The sequence below is a fragment of the Acinetobacter sp. YH12106 genome, assembly GCF_013418995.1.
Classification (GTDB): Bacteria; Pseudomonadota; Gammaproteobacteria; order Pseudomonadales; family Moraxellaceae; genus Acinetobacter; species Acinetobacter pseudolwoffii.
Genome location: NZ_VPAV01000001.1, coordinates 259,359 through 275,415 on the forward strand (window position 1 = coordinate 259,359; position 16,057 = coordinate 275,415).

Here is a 16,057-nt window from a genome sequence, read left to right on the forward strand (position 1 = left end):
TCATTACTTTCAATATATTTGTCCTAAATATTACAGTCAATTTATTTTTGTGAATAAATATGAAATAAATTATACACCCTGATTGTTAAAATATTGCTGCCATAAAAATTGCCCCTGTTTTTCTATTTTACGAACCGCCCGCTCAAATTGTTGCCGAGCTTCGGCTTCTATCCATTCTGCAGGAAGTAGGGGATCGGCACGTAAACTAAATAAGGCAGATTTACCGAGATAGAAGGCGGTTTTTGCTGCATCAGATAAAGGCAAGCTTTGAGAGTAATCAAACCATTGATGAATGTCTTGATTCACCTCCAGATAAGTTTGATGTAAGGCTTGAACATCCCAAAGTGCACTGACATCTATTTCCTGATCTATCTCACTGACTTGAAAAAAACGTGCATCTGGATCTAATCCAAACTGGATTGCAGCCGTTTTTAATTCGGTTAAGCTCAGCATTAAGTTGTCTGGACGAATAAAAACATTCTGCTCCATTTCCTGAAAGCCATAATAACCTAGTGCTTTTTCCCGTTTGGATAATGCAGTGCGATCTACACGTCCCAAAGCACCGGTATAAACCAGTACATATTTTCCATTCCACGCGGTCGCCATTTGCATATTGGGATGCTTGTTTAAACTGATAAAAGAAGTATCAAATTTTTTTTCTAGCAATTGATACACGCCGCGCTCTACAGCTTGAATGATATTTTCCTGATTCAATCGGGCTACAGCAACTCGCAAACTATTGTGAGAAATGCTTAATAAGTCTGCTGCACATAGCATCTGTTTAATGCTGGCAGTAGAATTTTGAGACGCATATAACAAGTCTAAAACCAGATGACGGGCATTCAATTTATAAGTCATGAAATGATATCGTAATTAAAGGAATTGAAAGTTTTGAAGTTTTTTTACAATAGCACTTTGTTGTGAATAACCCAAAAAATGTCAGGGTGAAAGAGGATGAATAAGTGATTTGAGATATGCTTTTTATTAATGAATTTTTTTAAACACAATAAAAAAGCCCTTATCTTTCGATAAGGGCTTTTCGTATTCTGGAGCGGGAAAGGAGACTCGAACTCCCGACCCCAACCTTGGCAAGGTTATGCTCTACCAACTGAGCTATTCCCGCAATGAGATGAATTATAGAGAATTCCACAGCAGTGTCAACTCTCTATAAATCTGTTTGATTAATTAATCAGCACGGCGCCAAACCGTACCTTGACGGGTATCTTCAAGAACAACACCTTGATCAAGTAAAGATTGGCGGATTTCATCCGCACGCGAAAATTCTTTGGCTTTTTTGGCATCTTGACGCTGTTGAATTAAACCTTCAATTTGTTCAGGTGATAATCCTAGGGCTTCCTGACCAATATCAGATTTGAGAAATTCATCTGCATCTTGTTGTACCAGACCGAGAATATTGGTCAGATGGCGTAAAGTTGCGTAGTAGATTGCTGCCTGTTCCGCATTTTCTTCTTTCACGGCACGATTCAGTTCTTTGTTAATTTCAAACAACACTGCAATCGCTTCAGGTGTATTGAAATCATCACGCATGGCAGCATTAAAACGTTCAACCAAAGCATCATCCAAGGTTTCCACCAGATGGTCGCCATAAACCGCCTGATAGGTTTTAAATGAATGGTAGAAACGAGACAAAGTATTTTTCGCTTCTTTTAAGGCAACATCCGAATAGTTCACCGGACTGCGATAGTGTGAAGACACAATAAAGTAACGCACCACTTCCGGATGGAACTTTTCGATCACGTCGCGAATGGTGAAGAAATTGCCTAAAGACTTCGACATTTTCTCGCCATCGACATTAATGAATCCGGCATGCATCCAGTAATTCACATATTGTTCACCGGTTGCTGCTTCAGATTGTGCAATCTCATTTTCATGATGCGGGAAGGTCAAATCGGCACCGCCGCCATGAATGTCGAAATGATTGCCCAGGCAGCAGGTCGACATCGCTGAACATTCAATATGCCAACCCGGGCGGCCATTACCCCAAGGTGAAGGCCATGCAGGTTCATTTTCTTTGGCGTGTTTCCAGAGGACAAAGTCAAATGGATGTTTCTTTTGAACTTCGACATCAACACGTTCAGAAGCCCCAGCTTGCATATCTTCTAACTTGCGACCAGAAAGACGGCCATATTTGGCAAATTTCTCGACTTCAAAATAGACATCGCCATTATTAGATGGATATGCCGTGCCTTTGTCGACCAGATTGCCAATCATATCTTGCATTTGGTCAATATAGTCTGTGGCTTTAGGCGCAGCATCAGGCGGGAGACAGCCTAGTTTGGCAAAGTCTTCATTCATCGCATCAATAAAGCGGCCGGTCAACTCCGAGATACTTTCGCCATTTTCATTGGCACGTTTAATAATTTTGTCATCAATATCGGTAATATTGCGCACGTATTTGACTTTCCAGCCTTGGCTGCGCAGGAAACGGATAATATAGTCAAATGCAACCACTGTACGTGCGTGTCCAATATGACAGTAGTCATAGACGGTCATACCACAGACATACAAATCAATTTGACCTTCAACACGAGGTACGAATTCTACTTTTTTGCGTTGCTCTGAGTTATATAGAACAAATGGTTGCATAGCTGTTCAAAAGACTTCAAATAAAAGGATGAATCATCTTAACCTAAGCATAATTATTCATAAAGACAAAAGCGTAAAAAGCCTCAGATATTTAGCATAGTTAGGCAGAGATACTGATTGATAAAAAGGTGATTCTTGGACGGAAGTCAGAATATTGAGCTCAGCTTTACAGAACTAGTGTTTGCCAGGGAGATTAGGTGATATTGGGGTGAGTATGATCTCATTTGAACCCAGCTTATTAAGGAGAGAGTAGGCGTGTGTCGATAGAAAATAAAAAACAAGCATATTTTACAGCGTCAAAAATGAAGTAAATATAGAGGTGGAGATACCAGACTGCGTAAGTCACATACAATCAAGATATATTAAAAATCTGTCGAATCTTCTACATTTAGAAAGCTTGCAATTGCATAGCTATGCTAAAATTGCGAAAATTGTGCCCATCAAATGAGAGTTTTTCTCTGTCCTTAACGTAGGTAAACAGGCTTTGAATTCACAAAAAACAGCGAATCAACTCGATTTTCAGAAAGTCGCACTTGAAACACTGCGCATCGAAGAAAATGCATTACAGATTTTAGCCACACAGATTGATGGCCGTTTTAGCCGGGCCTGTGAAATTATTCTACAGTGTACTGGTCGTCTGGTAATTACCGGAATGGGCAAATCAGGTCATATTGGCCGTAAAATGGCGGCGACCTTTGCTTCGACCGGAACACCCTCATTCTTTATGCATCCGGGTGAAGCCGGTCATGGCGACTTGGGCATGCTGGTCGCGGGTGATGTGCTGATTGCGATTTCAAACTCAGGCAAGAGTGATGAGATCATGATGCTGATGCCACTCATCAAACATCTTGAAATTCCTTTAATTACCATTAGCGGCGATGAGCGTGGCCCAATGCCACAAAATGCCGATGTGGCTTTGACCCTGGGTAATATTCAGGAAGCCTGTCCGCTCGGGTTGGCACCCACCTCATCAACGACTGCCACCTTGGCCTTAGGCGATGCTTTGGCGGTGGCGTTACTGGATGCGCGTGGTTTTACTTCAGATGATTTCGCCCGCTCGCATCCCGCCGGAGCTTTGGGTAAGCGCCTGTTATTACATGTAAAACATCTGATGCGTACGGGTGATGATTTACCTAAAGTTTCACCAGATACCGCCATGAACAAAGTATTGTATGAAATTTCCAACAAACGTCTGGGATTGACCACGGTCGTAGATGCAAATGATGTCTTGCTGGGAATTTTTACCGATGGTGACTTGCGTCGTTTAATTGATAAACAGCAAGGTTTTGATGTCAATCTGGCAATTCAGGACGTGATGACCAAGAATCCGCTTACGATTTCTCAGGAAGCACGTGCAGTCGTGGCGCTGGAACGTATGAATGAACGTAAAATCAACCAGTTTGTAGTGGTTGATGAGGCCAATAAAGTGATTGGTGTGATTAGTATGCATGACCTGATTCAGGCTGGGGTAAATTAATAAATGGCATCTTATGTATTATTAGAGCAGGCACGTCATATTGCAGCACTGGTGCTTGATGTAGATGGTATTTTAAGTGATGGCTTTGTAACGCTGACCAATACTGGTGATGAAATCAAATCATTCGATATCCGCGATGGTCTGGGTATGAAACTGGTTCAGCAGGCTGGAATTAAGGTGATTATTATCACTGGCCGTAAAAGTAATATTGTCGAAAAACGGATGTCTGACCTGGGTGTGGATCTGGTCTATCAGGGCCGTGAAGATAAAGGCACAGCACTACGTGAAGCATGTGCACAGCTCAATATCGACCCTGAAGATTGCTTATATATGGGCGATGACTGGCCTGACTTATCTGCTTTTGCCATTGCTGGCATGAAAGTGACCGTACCGAATGGTCATGTCGAAGTTCGTCGCCGTGCAGACCTGGTGACTCAGGCGCTGGGTGGCCGTGGTGCAGTACGTGAAATCTGCGATATGCTGCTGATGTCCAAAGGCGTATACCAAGAGTTACTTGAAAAATATACTCGTGCGCCTTATTAATAAGTCATATCTTTTGGATTAAGTACACCGCTTATGGATACTAAAGTTTTATATATTACGGCTGTGATGATTGCCGCAATAAGTGGTGGTTATTATTATTACAGTGGCAAGGGCAATAAGCTGCAGACGGACTCCGCGCGCAGCATGACCTATTCCGCTCAAGATATTAACTTAACCCAGACAGATGAATCAGGTATGTTATCGGTTCGCGCCCAAGTGGATCGACTTGAGCAGAACCTGCAGCAACAGACCTCCAAACTGGAAAACCTGCAAGCTTCGACCTATGACAATGCTCAAGTCGATGCGACTTTCTCTGCCAAAATGGCGCATGGCTATGATGACAATACAAAAGTTGTACTCTCTCAAGAAGTGCTTGCCACCAAAATCATGCAAAATGGACAGTTAGAGTTCCGTACTGAGGAGCTGACGGCTTTTCCAAAAACACGTGAAATTGAAACTGATAAAACGGTGATCGTGGAGTCTCCACAGGCTGAATTTATCAGCCAGGGTCTTAAAGCCAATCTTAATGATGGTCAATACGAATTCTTTAATATTCGAGGAAAGTATGAACCAAATTCCTAAAGTCAAAATGATGCACACTTTCCTGAAGCGCACTGCGCTGGCGACTGTGATTGGACTTGCTTCAATCGCGGCCTTTGCCTTGCCATCTGACCGTAACCAGCCGATCACTTTACTGGCGGATCGCGCGACTTTTAATGAGCGTACTGGGGTGACGACCTATTCTGGCAATGTCATCATTGAACAGGGCACCATGAAGCTACAAGCCAATTCAATTGTGGCCAATCTGAACAATAAGCGCCAGATTAGCCTGATCACGGCTACCGGTAGCCCGACACAGTTCCAGCAAAAAGTAGATGCCTCCAAAGGTCTGACCAAAGGTCAGGCTCAGAAAATTGTCTACAATGCTGAAACCGGAATTATTACCCTGTCTGGTAATGCCTTATTGCAGCAGGATGGGGCCAGTATTCATGGTGCGACTTTAAAATATAGTATGAATAAAGGTGATGTTGAAGCGATTGGTACACCGAATAAAACCGGTTCAGCTGAAGGTCGCGTAAAAATTGTGATTCCACCATCAGCTTCACAATCCTTTCCAGGAGCACGTGATTAATGGAACAATCGCAGCAAGTTCAAACCTTGACCATCAAACATCTGGCGAAAAATTATAATAAGCGCTGGGTGGTGAAAGATGTGTCTTTTAGTATGGAAAGTGGCCAGATTGTCGGATTGCTCGGACCTAATGGTGCAGGTAAAACCACCAGCTTCTATATGGTCGTCGGTCTGGTACGTATGGATAAAGGTGAAATCTATCTGGATGATCTGGATCTTTCTGATCTGGCCATGCATGAACGGGCACGCAAGGGAATTGGCTATTTGCCGCAAGAAGCATCGATTTTCCGCAAGCTGACAATTTCACAAAATATTATGGCGATTCTGGAAACCCGCAAGGATTTGACCAAGGCTCAGCGTCAGCAACGTCTGGCGGAACTTTTGGCCGACTTTAAAATCACTCATATCAAAGATTCTTTAGGAATGAGTGTTTCCGGTGGTGAGCGACGCCGTGCCGAGATTGCTCGTGCATTGGCGGCAGATCCAAAATTTATGTTACTCGATGAGCCTTTTGCTGGTGTCGATCCGATTTCGGTTGGTGATATTAAAGATATCATCACCACTTTGAAAGATCGTGGGATTGGGGTATTGATTACCGATCATAATGTGCGTGAAACGCTGGCGATTTGTGAACATGCTTATATTGTGAGTGAGGGGGCATTGCTTGCTGAAGGTACGCCAGCTGAAATTCTGGCGAATGAGACCGTAAGAAAAGTTTATCTGGGTGATGATTTCACTGTTTAAATAATCCTGCTTTATATAAAACCCTGCATCAGACGCCAGTTGTCGGATGCAGGGTTTTTTTTGATCAAATCAAAGTGAAAAAGATTTCTTTTAAAGGGATTTGATCTATTGTTAGGCTAAAACAAGAAACATTACATAATTATGCGATTTAGGGCAGAACACTTTAAAAAAAATCAGGGGAAAACAGAATGAAAAAGAAGGAGATTAATTCTTCTTTTGCCTTTATCTGTGTCTTTGGGTCATGCAGAAAGCTCACCCCATTATTTTGCCAATCTCAAAAATGGTTTGGGTCAACTGATTGCACCCAAACCACACGGTCCGCACATACCATTGATATCACGTCGTTCGGTCATTATGCATTAGATACATCAAAAGAAGCTGAGCTGCCACAGATTACTCGTTCACAGTCAGGACAGCCAACTTTAAATCCTACGATCACAGCTGGTATTCCACAAAAAATGAATCTGGTGAGAGCCGTACACCGCGCAGTGCAGCGATGTCCTGAAATCCCCTAGAGTATTTCGACATTATCTGCGCAGGCCGCGAATATTGATATAGTGAGATCGGGTTATTATCCGTAGTTATCCGGTAGGATCGGAACGGGTGACCTCACTTCCGGTGAACGTAGACGACAAATGGTTTCTTTGAATGCCACCCAGATGCTGTATGACTTTGGCAAAATTAAAACCAATGTCAGTGTAGAAGAGGCCCGCTTGGCAGCAGATTCAGGGTATTGGATGGATTGTAGAAATTGCCAATTTACGTGCCCGTGCCGGGATCAGCAGTCAGGCTGACCCGATTCAGGCGCAGTCCAATCTGGAAGCAGCGCAATCGAATCTGACTGTACAGCGGACTCAATTAAGACAATATCCACAACGCTTGTGTACCTTGCTAGGATTTGATGTATCCACTGTTGAATGGGATTCCTTATCCGACCATCAGTCTCAAAGGCAGTCTAAGTCGGGCGATGAATGGGCGGAATCCAAATAATAATGAAGATGATGGCTTCAGTAATTCAGTCATGACTGAAGTGAGCAGTAATTTGTATCGGGGTGGTGCAACACGTTCACAGACCCGTGCCGTAAGCTATGCTGAAGAAGCTGCACGCGCACAGGTTAATACGGTCTATCTGGATGTGCTGGATCAGGTGCGCTTGATCCGCGAGCAAATTGAAAATAAACAAAAACAAATGGGAAGTTTATCCCAACGTCGAGCAACCACGGTACGCACCAAAGAGCTGTATCAAGAACAATATAAATTGGGTACCCGAACTGTAGTGGATTTGCTGAACGCCGAGCAAGCCATTCATACTGCCGCGCAGGAAATTGAATTGGCGCGCTATGACATCTATTCGGCGATTGTGCAATATATTCAGGTTACCGGCCGTACACGGGATATTTACGCGCTTAACCGTATTTCTATTCAGGGGTTTGAAGTTCAGCCATGAGTACTACAATAAATTATCAACCGTGGCTTAAAGCGGTTTTGAATATTGCCAGACATTACCGGATTGAACCTTCTGAGGAGCGGATTCGTCTGCAACTGGACTGGAACCAGCATCATGACATCGACGAGATGCTCAAAATTGTCAGCCGGCAGATTGGTTTAAATGTCCGTAAAAATAAATTTGACAGCAGCTTGCTGAATCCGTGGCGTTTGCCTTTGCTGGTGGAGTTTGAGAGTGGGGATGTGGGTGTGATTGAACGCATCGACACCCAAGCTAACGTCAGTATACAGCTCAGTGGCGATGAAGGCTTGTCTCAAAGTTTCACGGTTGAACAGTTAGAGACGGGCGTAAAGCATCTGTATGTTCTGCGTCCCGAATCTTCTGTGCCGGATGCGCGGGTGGATGAATATATCAAGCCGTTCGAGAAAAACTGGTTCTGGTCAATTGTCTTGAATGACTGGAAACGTTATATCGATGTCATGTTCGCCTCTTTAATCGCGAATATTCTGGCACTGGCCACGATTGTTTTCTCGATGAACGTGTATGACCGCGTGATTCCATCACAATCGATTCCTACCTTATGGGTTTTGGCTGGCGGTGTGCTGATTGCGGCAATTTTCGAGTTTGTTTTACGCGTCTCCCGAATCTATCTGTCAGACATTATTGGTAAACGTGCTGATCTGAAAATTTCGGATCGGGTATTTGGCCATTCTTTGCGCATCAAAAATAGTGAACGTTCCAAATCGACTGGTACCTTTATCTCGCAGATTCGGGAACTGGAAGGGGTACGCGAACTGGTCACTTCAACCACAGTGACTGCGATTGCCGACCTGTCATTTTTCTTCCTGTTCTTAGGGATTTTCTGGGTGATTGGCGGCAACCTGTTCTGGGTGATGCTGCTGGTGGTGCCACTGATGATTCTGCCTGGCATTCTGGCGCAGAAAAAACTGGCAGAACTGGCTCAGCTGGGCATGCGTGAATCTGCCATCCGTAATGCCTTGCTGGTAGAAGCCGTGCAAGGGATTGAAGATATCAAGCTGCTCAGAGCTGAAACACGCTTCCAGAATCAGTGGAACCATATGAATGAAGTTTCAGCCGATGTCAGCATGCAGCAACGTAAGATTGTGGGTTTGATGACGGCCTGGACCCAAAAAATCCAAGGCTTGACCTTTGCCATTGTGGTATTGGTCGGTGCTTTTGCGGTGATGGACGGCGAGATGACCACAGGTGCATTGGTGGCCTGTTCGATTCTGTCTTCACGAGTGCTGGCACCCATTTCACAAATTACTGGCGTGTTGGGTCGTCTGCAACAGGCCAAAGTGGCCAAAGCCGGTCTGGATGAGTTGATGAAAAAATCGGTCGATCAGCCGGATTATTCTCATTTGATTCATCGCCCAGCTCTGGATGGTCATTATGAACTCAGTGGTGTGGTATTCAAGTACGGCGAAGATGATCCAAAACCAAGCCTGATGATTCCAAAGCTTGAAATCAAACCGGGTGAAAAGATTGCGATTCTGGGCCGTAACGGTGCCGGGAAATCAACCTTGTTGCAGCTCTTGTCTGGTATGCAGACACCGTTACAGGGCAAGGTCAAGCTGGATGGTATTGACCTGACCCTGATTGATCCTTCAGATGTACGTCGTGATATGGGCTTGCTGAATCAGAACTCGCAGCTGTTTTATGGTTCGATTCGTGAAAATCTCAGCCTGGGTGCGCCCTTGGCCACCGATCAGCAAATTCTGGAAGCATTGCAAATCACCGGTGCATTCGCTTTTGTGCAGGAGAAAAAAGAAGGTCTGGATCATATCATTCTGGAAGGTGGTGTTGGTTTTTCTGGCGGTCAGCGTCAGGCGCTGTTGTTAACACGGTTATTGATCCGTCAACCGAAAATTCTACTGCTAGATGAACCTACTGCTGCGATTGATGATGTGTCAGAAAAGCAGTTGATTGATCATCTTAAAAGTTATTTGAGCCATCGTACCATGGTGGTTGCGACGCATCGCCGTGCGGTACTGGAGCTGGTGGATCGTATTATTGTGGTGAATGATGGGAAAACTGTCATGGATGGTCCACGAGATCAGATCCTGAATCAGTCACAGGGTGGCAATAAGCGGGTTGTTGGAGCAAGTGCATGAGTGAACTCAAAGAACTAAAACGTTCAAGCAAAGTCAGCTTTCAGGAACCACCTTTACCTAAATCGAGTGTCATTATCTGGATTGTCGGCATTGGTTTATTGGTATTGCTGATCTGGGCCTGGTTATTTAGCCTGGAAGAAGTCTCTACCGGTACGGGTAAAGTGATTCCATCTTCTAAAGAGCAGGTGGTTCAGTCTTTAGAAGGCGGTATTTTGACCACGCTCAATGTTAGAGAAGGTGAAATTGTAGAGCGCGGCCAAGTATTGGCTCAGCTCGACCCGACCCGTTTTGAATCCAATGTCGGTGAATCTGAATCCTTACTGATTTCATCACGTGCGACCTCAGCTCGCTTACGCGCGGAAGTGAGCGGTACGCCATTGGTATTTCCCGAAGAAGTCTTGAAATATCCAAAACTGGTGAAAGAAGAAACGGCACTGTATCAGTCACGTCGTGCCAATCTGGAGGAATCCGTGGCCGGTCTAGAACAGGCCTTGGTACTGGTACAGCAAGAACTGACGATGACTGAACCACTGGTCGCAAAAGGCGCTGCAAGTGAAGTAGAAGTGCTACGTTTAAAGCGTGAAGCCAATGATTTGCAAAACCAGATGAATGATGTGCGAAACCAGTATTTTGTGAAGGCACGTGAGGAACTGGCTAAAGCCAGTACCGATGTAGAAACCCAGCAACAGGTGGTACAGGGTAAATCGGATACCCTGAACCGGACGATTTTCAAATCACCAGTACGTGGTGTGGTCAAGGAAATTGACGTGATGACTTTGGGTGGTGTTATTCCACAAAATGGCAAATTGATGACCATCGTACCGCTGGATGAAAAATTGCTGGTCGAAGCGCGGATTTCACCACGTGATATTGCCTTTATCCGCCCAGATCAGGAAGCACTGGTCAAAATTACTGCTTATGATTATTCCATTTATGGCGGCCTGAAAGGTAAAGTGACGGTGATTTCACCAGATACCTTACGGGATGAAGTCAAGCAGGATCAGTTCTATTACCGGGTCTATATCCGCACCGAAAATGACAAACTGACCAATAAAGCTGGGCAGGAGTTTAATATCACCCCAGGTATGGTGGCCACGGTAGACATTCGCACCGGTTCAAAAACTGTCATGGATTATCTGATCAAGCCATTCAACAAGGCCAAAGAAGCCTTGCGGGAACGCTAATCTTTTCAGGCCATTGAGTCAAACAATCGAGTCAAATAGGGCCTCTCCATGGAGAGGCTTTTTATTTGTTGAAGTAAAGCAGGTATACTGCCAGGGTTCGATTTTAAAGCCTGAAGTTATGCCATATACGCTTGCCAGCCTGGTCAGTTTTGAGGAAGACATCAAAAAAAGCCGATTTCAGGCATTTGCGACCCCTGTAGAAAATGAACAGCAGGTCAAAGATTTTCTGGACGTTTATCGTGATCCAAGTACCACGCATCAATGCTGGGCCTGGAAAATTGGCCATCAGGTGCGCTTTAATGATGATGGTGAACCTTCAGGCACTGCGGGGCGCCCGATTCTCGCCACCATTGAAGGTAATGAACTGAGCAATGTACTGGTGCTGGTCAATCGCTGGTATGGCGGGATTAAACTCGGCACCGGAGGTTTGGTTCGTGCCTATGGCGGCTGCGCTGGACAATGCTTGCTGCTGGCAGACAAAATTGAACTGATTGAAAAGAAAAAAGTGCAATTTTTCTGTCAGTTTAATGAATGGGCCATTTTTCAGTATGAACTGAATCAGCAGCAAATCGATTATCAGGAAGACTATAGTGCCGAAGGCGTTCAGGTTCAGGCACAGTTGCAGAAGCATCAGATTGAAGCTTTTGCTTTAAAAATTCAGGATGTGACTCGTGGCCGTGAACAGCTCAAAATCATAGAAGAAGCGATAGATGACTGAAGCAGATCCATTACTGAAATATCGTGAGCAGCATAAACATCGCCTGAACTATATGCCTTGGCTATACTGGTCCTTAAAGGCGAAAAACCGTGGCTGGGCAGAAGCTTGGCAAAAAGAATATCAGGCTTATCTGATGGAAATGGAAACCGTCGAGATTGGTGAAAACTGTTTCATTTCGCCACTGGCACATATTTTTGCGGAACCGGGACGCAAGATCGTCATTGGCGATAATACCTTTATCGCCGCAGATTGCACCCTGCATGGCCCACTGGACATTGGCAATGAAGTGGCGATCAATCATCACTGTATTCTGGATGGTGGCCGGCTGGGGATTAAACTGCATGATCAGGTGCGTATCGCAGCGTATTGTCATCTGTATGCATTTGATCACGGTATGCAGCTAGAACAGCCAATTTATCAGCAAGCGGTACGCTCACAAGGCATCGAAATTGGCCGGGATGTCTGGCTCGGCGCACATGTCGGTATTAAAGATGGCGTTAAAATCGCAGATCAGGCCATTGTCGGAATGGACAGTATGGTCACCAAAGATGTCGAAGCACGGGCTATCGTTGCTGGGAATCCTGCAAGCTTTATTCGATACCGCAAATAAAGCTTTACACTCGGTAGATCTCTTTCATCAATCAGAAAATGATGGTTCTATTGATATTTAAATCCACGAGATATTAAAAGCCCTTTCTTCCTTTCGGATGAGAAGCAGTGCTTCGCAAGGGCATGAGCGGATTTTATAAAGACCTCTTCCTTATGCAACAGTATTGCTGACTTCCTAACAGCAAGAGGGAATTTCGCTGGTATAAATTAGAAAATGATTTTAAACGCATTTTAATGATCTGAATTTAAGTGTTTGGCCTAATGGCTGAATTATTCTTCTAATTATCGGTCAATCATATAAAAGTTAACATATTTCAATTCAAGCCTTACAGATTTTGCTGCACATTTTATAAAGCTTATGCTAAGTTAAAAATAACAAAGAAATTTTTATCATAAATAGAGAGGCTAAACATGAAACGTGTCATCGCCTGCATCGACTCTTCACCATGTATAAACGCGCTGGCAGACGCGGCTGCATGGATTGCCAAACAGACTGGACGTGAACTGGTTTTGTTACAGGTCTTGGATTATTACCCGGCCAGTTATCATCTGGGCGAAATCAGTGGGGTAATCGGGTTTGAAAGCAATGCCATGTTGCTGAAGGAATTGGCCGAGCTTGAACAAAAACAAAGCGAAATTGCCTTGGATTATAGCAATAATCTGCTGCAACATATTTCCGAGCGGATTTTAGCCGAACATGGTATTCAAACCACACATATTCAGGAAAAAGGGGATTTTCTGGAGCAAAGTTTCCAGATTCTTGAGCCGGATGATATCGCATTAATTGGATTGCTCGGTGAGCGCTCAGCTGAAAAGAATAAACCGATCGGCACCAATGTCGAGAATTTTATTCGTGGTGCCAATTGTACGGTCATGACCGTTGGGGAGCAGTTTAAACCGCCAACACGATTTATTTTTGCCTATGAATATTCTCCGACCTGTATCAAAATGATGAGACGGATTGCGGAAAGTGATCTGCTGCGTTTATTACAATGTCACCTGTTATATATTGGCGATCATGCCGAAATTTTAACTGAGCCGCTGCAATATCTGACTCAAGCGGGTCTAGATGTAGTGCCGCAATATCGCTATGGCGATGTCGCCGAGAATATTTTGACCTATCAACAGGAGATGGGTATTCAACTGATTGTTCTGGGCGCATTTAGTCACAGCAAAATCCATCAGTTTTTCCTCGGTAGTATTGCCACCACAATTTTCCGTAATTCCAAGGTGCCTTTACTGGTTGCAAAGTGAGGATTGCCTAAAAAGCAAACAAAATTAAAATTTAAACGTAAATTGTTACAGCTTGATTTAAAAATGATCAGAGTTATCCTCATATATTGTGGATAACTCTGTGGTTAATGTTTTTAAGTTAATGTTATATATAATAAATATGGCGCTGGGTAATTTTTGTTCTTCTGATTTTATTTGACAATCGCAAGTGCAAAACCATCATGTCCTTTACTGCCTACAGTCTGTAAAGCGGTACAAGACAAGATACGTGGATGATTTTGCAGCGCTTTAAACATGGCACGGATGCCTTCAATACTTGGCTTGTGATTGTCCGGATTGATAATCTCGCCTGCACGGATTACATTGTCCAGAAAAATAAGTGTACCTGAATGCGACAGATTTAAACTGAGTTCCAGATATTCCGGATAACTCTGTTTGTCTGCATCAATGAAGATAAAATCAAAAGCCTCGGTCTCTGCGGGTAGAGCTTTGAGTACATCTGCTGCACGACCACATTTCAGTTCAACAGTTTGCTTGAGCTGGGCACGGTCAATATTTTCCTGACCCATTGCCGCGTGGGTATCACGTCCTTCAATTGTCAGGATATAGCCATCATCGGGCAAAGCACGTGCCAACCACATGGTGCTGTATGCGGCAAATGTTCCGAGTTCCAGTACACGTTTACATTGATTCATCTGGATCAGCATCTGCAACAACATGCCTTGATTTGCTGCTACAGCCAGATGATCTGGCAGACCATGCGCAGCAGTATTTTCCAGAGTCTGATTCAGGATGGGATCTTCAGGAATTAAATGTGACTCAATGTAGTTGTCAATGTCTGTCCACATGTGTTGCATAGTTTTAGCACCATCAATTGCGATGGGTGCATTTTAAACTTTTCGCGGCATAGCGCAATTTATTGTGCTATAGCTGCTGTTTTTTTAGGCTATATAAAGTCTTAAATGAACTTTGTATAGCCGTTGTCATGACTTAGTAATTACACATTGAAGAATTTCGCCTCAGACTTGGCCCCCAGGTACGGTAACCTTGGGTATCGATGTGGATCTGACCAGAAGCATACATGCCGAGTCCCATATTCAGACTTTGACCATGTTGCGCCCAGAACTGGCACAGTTTGAACTTGGTATTTTCAATATAACTATAGTCTTGCGCTTGTGGATATTCTGGGCCAATACGAAAATCGATGGCAGAATTATACAGATGGCGTGAAGAATTGGCGCCACCGGCACACTGGTTTAAAGGCAGGTCACGATAGACGGAAGTGACTTCAAAATCAGTCAGGACATTGGCGGCTACTAAATATTTAAATACACGCAAGGTTGGAACCTGATTGGCCCATAATTCACGGCTTGGAATCATGTACTGTGAACGACCACATTTGGCCCAGTCTCGCGCGGTGCGCATTAATTCAAAACTGGGAATAATATTACCTACGCCATTGCGTTCCAGAAACACTTCGTACTCACGTACACGTGATAAATTATCCAGCGCAGAGACCCAGTGGGTATACAGATAAGGTACAGTTTTGGGTTGGACTTTGCGGTCGTATTGAACACGTTCTTGGGGAATATAAATCCGCTTTCCATCGGGCACGGTCTGTCCCGGTGGTTTTGTGGTCGTGGTACAACCCACAAAAACGAGAGGGATTACACACAGACTCAATAATCCCTTTGCAAAATTCTTCATTTATAGAAATCAGATATTTATAAATAGCGCCATTTTAGACTAAATATACGGAGAAATTTGGAGAATATTGCAATAAAATGTGTGGATTGAGTATAAAAAAGATCAGCATGTGCTGATCTTTTTTAACTGAAATTAATTACTTTTCAAGATATTGTAATTTGTCAGCTTTACCATTCCATTCTTCACGATCTGCTGGCTGGTCACCAATTTGTGTGATATTTGGCCATTTTTGCGACAGGTCAGCATTCAATTCAATAAATACTTCTTGGCCTTCTGGTAATTCATCTTCAGAGAAAATTGCATTCGCCGGACATTCAGGTTCGCATAAGGCACAATCGATGCACTCATCCGGGTTAATCACCAGGAAGTTAGGACCTTCATAGAAACAGTCTACAGGGCAAACTTCAACACAGTCTTGATATTTACATTTAATACAATTTTCAGTGACAACGAAGGTCATGGCGACAGCTACCTAAAAAATATGGTTCTATTTACGAATACTGTATTTTAGGCAAAAACAGG

General features: G+C 43.9%; 15 protein-coding genes, 1 tRNA gene and 1 pseudogene. 11 read left to right on the top strand and 6 right to left on the bottom strand.

Going from position 1 to position 16,057, the window contains the following annotated elements:
• Positions 1 to 69 precede the first annotated feature (69 nt).
• From FTU45_RS01385 to cysS, 3 genes are all read right to left on the bottom strand, one after another.
• Complete coding sequence (locus tag FTU45_RS01385) at positions 70 to 858, bottom strand: PaaX family transcriptional regulator C-terminal domain-containing protein (RefSeq protein WP_159138181.1); 789 nt, start codon at positions 856 to 858, stop codon at positions 70 to 72.
• A 189-nt stretch (positions 859 to 1,047) separates the two neighbouring features.
• Positions 1,048 to 1,123, bottom strand: a tRNA-Gly gene (locus FTU45_RS01390).
• A 62-nt stretch (positions 1,124 to 1,185) separates the two neighbouring features.
• Positions 1,186 to 2,607 (bottom strand): cysteine--tRNA ligase, encoded by a 1,422-nt coding sequence (cysS, locus tag FTU45_RS01395; protein WP_005171297.1) that lies wholly within the window; start codon positions 2,605 to 2,607, stop codon positions 1,186 to 1,188.
• Between the two features lie 484 nt (positions 2,608 to 3,091).
• On the opposite strand from cysS, the gene FTU45_RS01400 reads away from it, so the two are divergent.
• From FTU45_RS01400 to FTU45_RS01450, 11 genes and pseudogenes are all read left to right on the top strand, one after another.
• Positions 3,092 to 4,084: a KpsF/GutQ family sugar-phosphate isomerase gene (locus FTU45_RS01400; protein ID WP_071851229.1), complete on the top strand. Its 993-nt coding sequence runs from the start codon at positions 3,092 to 3,094 to the stop codon at positions 4,082 to 4,084.
• A 3-nt stretch (positions 4,085 to 4,087) separates the two neighbouring features.
• Positions 4,088 to 4,627, top strand: coding sequence for an HAD family hydrolase (locus FTU45_RS01405; protein ID WP_005096667.1), 540 nt, complete (start codon positions 4,088 to 4,090; stop codon positions 4,625 to 4,627).
• Between the two features lie 33 nt (positions 4,628 to 4,660).
• A complete protein-coding gene (gene lptC, locus FTU45_RS01410; RefSeq protein WP_005096668.1) occupies positions 4,661 to 5,209 on the top strand; it encodes an LPS export ABC transporter periplasmic protein LptC in 549 nt (182 codons plus the stop codon).
• Positions 5,193 to 5,759: a lipopolysaccharide transport periplasmic protein LptA gene (gene lptA / locus FTU45_RS01415; protein WP_180075775.1), complete on the top strand. Its 567-nt coding sequence runs from the start codon at positions 5,193 to 5,195 to the stop codon at positions 5,757 to 5,759. The genes lptC and lptA overlap by 17 nt, the downstream gene beginning before the upstream one ends.
• The gene (lptB, locus tag FTU45_RS01420; RefSeq protein ID WP_005096670.1) at positions 5,759 to 6,502 is read left to right on the top strand and encodes an LPS export ABC transporter ATP-binding protein; all 744 of its coding nucleotides are present in this window, start codon (positions 5,759 to 5,761) and stop codon (positions 6,500 to 6,502) included. Before lptA ends, lptB begins: the two co-directional genes overlap by 1 nt.
• A 216-nt stretch (positions 6,503 to 6,718) precedes the next feature.
• Positions 6,719 to 7,949: pseudogene (locus tag FTU45_RS01425) on the top strand (TolC family protein).
• The gene (locus FTU45_RS01430; protein WP_180075776.1) at positions 7,946 to 10,084 is read left to right on the top strand and encodes a type I secretion system permease/ATPase; all 2,139 of its coding nucleotides are present in this window, start codon (positions 7,946 to 7,948) and stop codon (positions 10,082 to 10,084) included. The pseudogene FTU45_RS01425 and the gene FTU45_RS01430 overlap by 4 nt, the downstream one beginning before the upstream one ends.
• The gene (locus tag FTU45_RS01435) at positions 10,081 to 11,268 is read left to right on the top strand and encodes an HlyD family efflux transporter periplasmic adaptor subunit (protein WP_180075777.1); all 1,188 of its coding nucleotides are present in this window, start codon (positions 10,081 to 10,083) and stop codon (positions 11,266 to 11,268) included. The genes FTU45_RS01430 and FTU45_RS01435 overlap by 4 nt, the downstream gene beginning before the upstream one ends.
• A gap of 118 nt (positions 11,269 to 11,386) precedes the next feature.
• Positions 11,387 to 11,986 (top strand): YigZ family protein, encoded by a 600-nt coding sequence (locus tag FTU45_RS01440; RefSeq protein WP_180075778.1) that lies wholly within the window; start codon positions 11,387 to 11,389, stop codon positions 11,984 to 11,986.
• Positions 11,979 to 12,596 (top strand): acyltransferase, encoded by a 618-nt coding sequence (locus FTU45_RS01445; protein ID WP_100355049.1) that lies wholly within the window; start codon positions 11,979 to 11,981, stop codon positions 12,594 to 12,596. Before FTU45_RS01440 ends, FTU45_RS01445 begins: the two co-directional genes overlap by 8 nt.
• Positions 12,597 to 13,006: 410 nt before the next feature.
• Positions 13,007 to 13,849: a universal stress protein gene (locus FTU45_RS01450; RefSeq protein WP_005171275.1), complete on the top strand. Its 843-nt coding sequence runs from the start codon at positions 13,007 to 13,009 to the stop codon at positions 13,847 to 13,849.
• Between the two features lie 170 nt (positions 13,850 to 14,019).
• On the opposite strand, the gene FTU45_RS01455 is transcribed toward FTU45_RS01450, so the two are convergent.
• The 3 genes from FTU45_RS01455 to fdxA form a co-directional block, all read right to left on the bottom strand.
• Positions 14,020 to 14,685, bottom strand: coding sequence for an O-methyltransferase (locus FTU45_RS01455; RefSeq protein WP_005096677.1), 666 nt, complete (start codon positions 14,683 to 14,685; stop codon positions 14,020 to 14,022).
• A gap of 133 nt (positions 14,686 to 14,818) precedes the next feature.
• Complete coding sequence (locus FTU45_RS01460) at positions 14,819 to 15,535, bottom strand: D-Ala-D-Ala carboxypeptidase family metallohydrolase (protein WP_180075779.1); 717 nt, start codon at positions 15,533 to 15,535, stop codon at positions 14,819 to 14,821.
• A gap of 136 nt (positions 15,536 to 15,671) precedes the next feature.
• Positions 15,672 to 15,995 (bottom strand): ferredoxin FdxA, encoded by a 324-nt coding sequence (gene fdxA / locus FTU45_RS01465; RefSeq protein ID WP_004279936.1) that lies wholly within the window; start codon positions 15,993 to 15,995, stop codon positions 15,672 to 15,674.
• Between the last annotated feature and the right edge of the window lie 62 nt (positions 15,996 to 16,057).

Bases quoted from the DNA above. Each gene is read 5' to 3' on its own strand.
- lptB (WP_005096670.1), top strand. From the start codon at position 5,759: ATGGAACAATCGCAGCAAGTTCAAACCTTGACCATCAAACATCTGGCG.
- lptC (WP_005096668.1), top strand. From the start codon at position 4,661: ATGGATACTAAAGTTTTATATATTACGGCTGTGATGATTGCCGCAATA.
- FTU45_RS01385 (WP_159138181.1), bottom strand. From the start codon at position 858: ATGACTTATAAATTGAATGCCCGTCATCTGGTTTTAGACTTGTTATAT.
- FTU45_RS01460 (WP_180075779.1), bottom strand. From the start codon at position 15,535: ATGAAGAATTTTGCAAAGGGATTATTGAGTCTGTGTGTAATCCCTCTC.
- FTU45_RS01445 (WP_100355049.1), top strand. From the start codon at position 11,979: ATGACTGAAGCAGATCCATTACTGAAATATCGTGAGCAGCATAAACAT.
- cysS (WP_005171297.1), bottom strand. From the start codon at position 2,607: ATGCAACCATTTGTTCTATATAACTCAGAGCAACGCAAAAAAGTAGAA.
- lptA (WP_180075775.1), top strand. From the start codon at position 5,193: ATGAACCAAATTCCTAAAGTCAAAATGATGCACACTTTCCTGAAGCGC.
- fdxA (WP_004279936.1), bottom strand. From the start codon at position 15,995: ATGACCTTCGTTGTCACTGAAAATTGTATTAAATGTAAATATCAAGAC.
- FTU45_RS01440 (WP_180075778.1), top strand. From the start codon at position 11,387: ATGCCATATACGCTTGCCAGCCTGGTCAGTTTTGAGGAAGACATCAAA.
- FTU45_RS01430 (WP_180075776.1), top strand. From the start codon at position 7,946: ATGAGTACTACAATAAATTATCAACCGTGGCTTAAAGCGGTTTTGAAT.
- FTU45_RS01435 (WP_180075777.1), top strand. From the start codon at position 10,081: ATGAGTGAACTCAAAGAACTAAAACGTTCAAGCAAAGTCAGCTTTCAG.
- FTU45_RS01455 (WP_005096677.1), bottom strand. From the start codon at position 14,685: ATGCAACACATGTGGACAGACATTGACAACTACATTGAGTCACATTTA.
- FTU45_RS01450 (WP_005171275.1), top strand. From the start codon at position 13,007: ATGAAACGTGTCATCGCCTGCATCGACTCTTCACCATGTATAAACGCG.
- FTU45_RS01405 (WP_005096667.1), top strand. From the start codon at position 4,088: ATGGCATCTTATGTATTATTAGAGCAGGCACGTCATATTGCAGCACTG.